At 34.6% G+C, this 3,899-nt stretch carries 3 protein-coding genes; 1 reads left to right on the plus strand and 2 read right to left on the minus strand.

Features of this window, described 5'->3' with window-relative positions; all coding sequences use genetic code 11:
- Window positions 1–134: 134 nt before the first annotated feature.
- Window positions 135–1,559, minus strand: coding sequence for an NAD(P)/FAD-dependent oxidoreductase (locus ACI9TV_RS15960; protein WP_415251814.1), 1,425 nt, complete (start codon window positions 1,557–1,559; stop codon window positions 135–137).
- A 119-nt stretch (window positions 1,560–1,678) separates the two neighbouring features.
- On the minus strand, window positions 1,679–3,280 hold the full coding sequence (recJ, locus tag ACI9TV_RS15965) for a single-stranded-DNA-specific exonuclease RecJ (protein WP_415251815.1): 1,602 nt from the start codon (window positions 3,278–3,280) through the stop codon (window positions 1,679–1,681).
- Between the two features lie 161 nt (window positions 3,281–3,441).
- On the opposite strand from recJ, the gene ACI9TV_RS15970 reads away from it, so the two are divergent.
- Window positions 3,442–3,792: a hypothetical protein gene (locus ACI9TV_RS15970; protein ID WP_415251816.1), complete on the plus strand. Its 351-nt coding sequence runs from the start codon at window positions 3,442–3,444 to the stop codon at window positions 3,790–3,792.
- Window positions 3,793–3,899 lie beyond the last annotated feature (107 nt).

Consider the following 3,899-nt stretch of genomic DNA (forward strand, 5'->3'; position numbering starts at 1 on the left):
TGCGTTAATTGAAGTAGCTAATGGCGAAAGAGCAAGATACTTTAATACATCCCTACGAGACATTATCTCAGGATGCTTGTCAACCTCTTTTAGAATCTCTTTAACTACTTCGTTTTGCACCAAAATTTCACCTTTTAAAATCTACCTGTTAACATTAGATATTGGTACATCGGTTTTAATTGGTATAAATCAAATAGCCACCAAAAAGCTCTAGGTTCTGCAATACTCAAGAAAGGTATAGTCGGTGCATCCCCTGCATAGTTAAACTCAGCCATCAAGATTTGACCATATGCTGTTTTGATAGGACAAACAGTATACCCATCAAAAATTGCTTTAGCTTTTTCATTTTTCATAACAGAAATAAGGTTCTCTGTAAGTATTGGTCCTTGGTGTCTTGCTGAACCACCTGTTTTACCCATTGGGATTCCACAGGTATCACCTATACCAAATACATTGCTATAGCGTTTATGCTGTAGAGTATATTTATCTACCTCAAGCCATCCCGTAAAATCAACAAGTTTTGAATTCATAAGTGCAGTTATAGCCGACATAGGTGGAGTGATGTGAATAAAGTCATAATCCATTATAACAGTATCTTCATGACTTACAGTTTCACTCTCTCCAAACTCTTCATCATAAACATCTTCGCTATAAGAATGTAGAAATGTAGCTTTTTTGTTTTGTACATCTATAGATTGTAGGTGATGCTGAAATTTATGTGAAATAGTGTCATATCCAGCTTGTACTTTCTCTAATGCTTTAGCTACATGAGGAAGTGGAAAAAGAGTCTTCGTACTTGTTACAAAAGTATACTCAGCACTTAGCCCATCTTTTTTGAGGTAATCAGCTGTTAGGTGAAGAACTTTTTGTGGAGCACCACCACACTTTATTTTTGTGTTTGGATGGGTAAATATAACTTTTTGTTTTTGTTTTGAAGTTGTGGCTGCAATTTTTAGAGCTTTGTTCCACTCCCAAGTTGCTGTGGCACCAACTGATGTACCTTTTTCTAAATCACTTAGATAAACACTAGTGATCCCATTTTTTCCAATGTCTTCTTTTGTTAAACCTTCGATATCCTCATAGTTATATTGAGCGCCCGTTGCTACTACAAGATAGTCATACTTTAATTCTTTACCTGCTCTTGTTGTAACGGTGTTATTGTCCGGATCAAAAGCTTTCACTGCATCTTTAACCCAAGTAACTTCATCAGGATCAATATAGTTGTTATTATCAAGTATGATGTCTTCCATTTCCATTTCACCAGCACCAATGAAAACTTGTCCAGGTTGATAAAGGTGCGCCTCATTTGGAGCGATTATAGTAATATCTGGATTTTTAATAGCACGCTTAATACGTGAGAGTGCCATAAGTGCTCCAGCCCCACCACCAACGATAATAACTTTTCCAGAAACATCGGCACTTGCTTCAGCTATTGAACTAGTTCCTGCACTTGCTAGTACAGAAGCCGCAATGGGTGAAATACCCATCAGCTTGATGGCATCACGACGAGATAACTCAGTGTCAGACTTATAATTGTTTAAAAAATTCTTAGTATCCATAATAGGTAACCTTATATAATGTATTAATTAATTATATAATCATCAAGCTTAATAAATCTTTGTAATAAGTGAATTAACATTCACTTTTGAATCAAATTGGTTTTTAGGATGTATAACTCTTAATAAATCTTGTTTATTAAGAGTTGAGCAGACACCTTGTTGTTAAACTCATTTTTTGAAAGTGTATAACTACAACTTATTTTTTTAGATTCTGGCATCTCAAAAACTGTTCTAAATGCAATGAGTTCTAAAGTTTTTAACTCATGCGGATTTTGTCTCACTTGGATTCTTGAATGTAATTTGTCTTTTCCCATAAGTTTGATACTCACAACTTCGGCATTTTCTATTAAAAATTTTGGGCGTAAGTTTGCTTCACCGTATGGTTCAAATTGCTCAATGAGATTCAGTAGTTCAAGATCGATATCCTGAGTATTTAGTTTACCCGCGATTGATTCTTTAGGCAAAAAATCATCTCTATCAAGCTTTGAAGCACTCTCATTTATTGCTTTTGTAAATTCTTCTATATTCTCTTCTTCAAGTCCTAAACCTGCGGCCATAGTGTGTCCACCAAACTTAGTTAACAAGTGTTCACATGACTTAATCAGCTCATAAATACTTACTTCACCGATACTTCTTGCACTACCTTTAGCAATTCCATTTTGTAGACTTAAAACTATGGAAGGTTTTCCAAACTTATCTACTAATCTTGCGGCTACAATGCCAACAACACCTTCGTGCCAATTTTTACCAGCCACAACTATGACATCAGCATTTCCATCAGCTGCGTCAATGGCAAGTTTTGTACACTCGGCTTCGGTCTCTTTACGTAAGTCATTAAGTTGACCAAGAAGTTCAAACTGTTTATAGGCTTTGTTAGTGTCTGCTGCTGTGAAAAACTCCATAGCTATACTCGCATCTTCGAGTCGTCCTGCTGAGTTGATACGTGGAGCAATCATAAATGCGATATCTTCACTAGAGATAGAAGATTTATTTAAAAAATCACGTATGATGATAGAAGATGGACGATTTGAGGTCATCAAAACCTTGAGACCTTCTTTAACGAGAATACGGTTAATATTTATAAGAGGCATAATATCTGCGATTATAGCGATAGCTAAGATATCTAAGAACTGCTTCATATCTATTTGTAAGCCAAGTTCTTTCTTCACCAACGCAAGTACAAGCCAAGCAACTTGAGCACCACATATTTCTTTAAATGGATACGTACAAGTTTCAAGTTTTGGATCAACAATAAAAAGAGCTTCAGGAAGAATGTCTGATGGCGTATGATGGTCTGTAATAATGAGGTCTATACCCCTTTCTTTACAAATAGCAGCTGCACCAATCGCTGCAATACCATTGTCAACAGTAATAACTAGATCAGCTTCTACTCTTTGAAGTACATTTGGTGAAACTCCATAGCCATCACGAAATCGATTTGGGATGATTGCTTCAAGTGGGTAAGGAATTTGTCGGAAAAAATCAACCATGATAGATGTAGAACTCACTCCATCAACATCATAGTCGCCAACAAGAGTGATGCGTTCTTTGTTTTGTATGGCATCAGCGATTCTTTTAGCAGATGAGCTAGCATCTTGAAGCAGAGCAGGGTTTGGAATGTCTGAGAGTTTCTTTTCTTCGTCTGAAAACCTAGAAGAAAGTAACTCAAAAAGGGAGTGTTTGTTTAGTAATGTAGTATTTAAGTTTGTTTGTTTTTGCATGGTGCGAATTATACTTAATTATGGACTCTTTCTTTAAAATGTGACAAATTACTATCATTATAGCTTTTTAGAAGAAAAATAAATGTAGGTTATTTATATGAGTTAAAGTTGTTTTATATATAATATTTTAGAATAAATAGTTAAAGACAAGGAATGTATCAGTGAGTGAATTAAGAAAAAATGTTATCGACAAAATTTATGAAGAAGTATCTGAGACACATTTTGGGATAGATAACTTTTCAATAACTTTTCCAACTAATAGTTCGACACTTGTAAAAATAGTTTTTTTAGCTGATCCATCTTATAGTTTTTTAATCGAAGAATCATATGATGATGATATAGCTACAAAAGAATCTCCAGGTAACTTCAAAAATACAACTGAATACAGTGGACTTACTATGGAGAAAGCAATATGGAATATTAATGGATGGTCTGAACGCCTTCGTTCAGAATTATCATCAGTAGGTATTAAAGAAGAAAATACAGATGAAATGTTTACAAAAATGACTTAATGAAAAAAACGGGTGCTTACTTTTCTACTTTTTCTTATAATTCACAAGATAATAATCGACTAAATTTAACTTCATACTTTTACTAAGTCCACGATGTATACTAATCA

Source organism: Sulfurimonas sp. (assembly GCF_047622445.1).
GTDB lineage: Bacteria > Campylobacterota > Campylobacteria > Campylobacterales > Sulfurimonadaceae > Sulfurimonas.

Coding starts and splice junctions, on each gene's coding strand:
- ACI9TV_RS15960 (WP_415251814.1), bottom strand. CDS start 1,559: ATGGATACTAAGAATTTTTTAAACAATTATAAGTCTGACACTGAGTTA.
- recJ (WP_415251815.1), bottom strand. CDS start 3,280: ATGCAAAAACAAACAAACTTAAATACTACATTACTAAACAAACACTCC.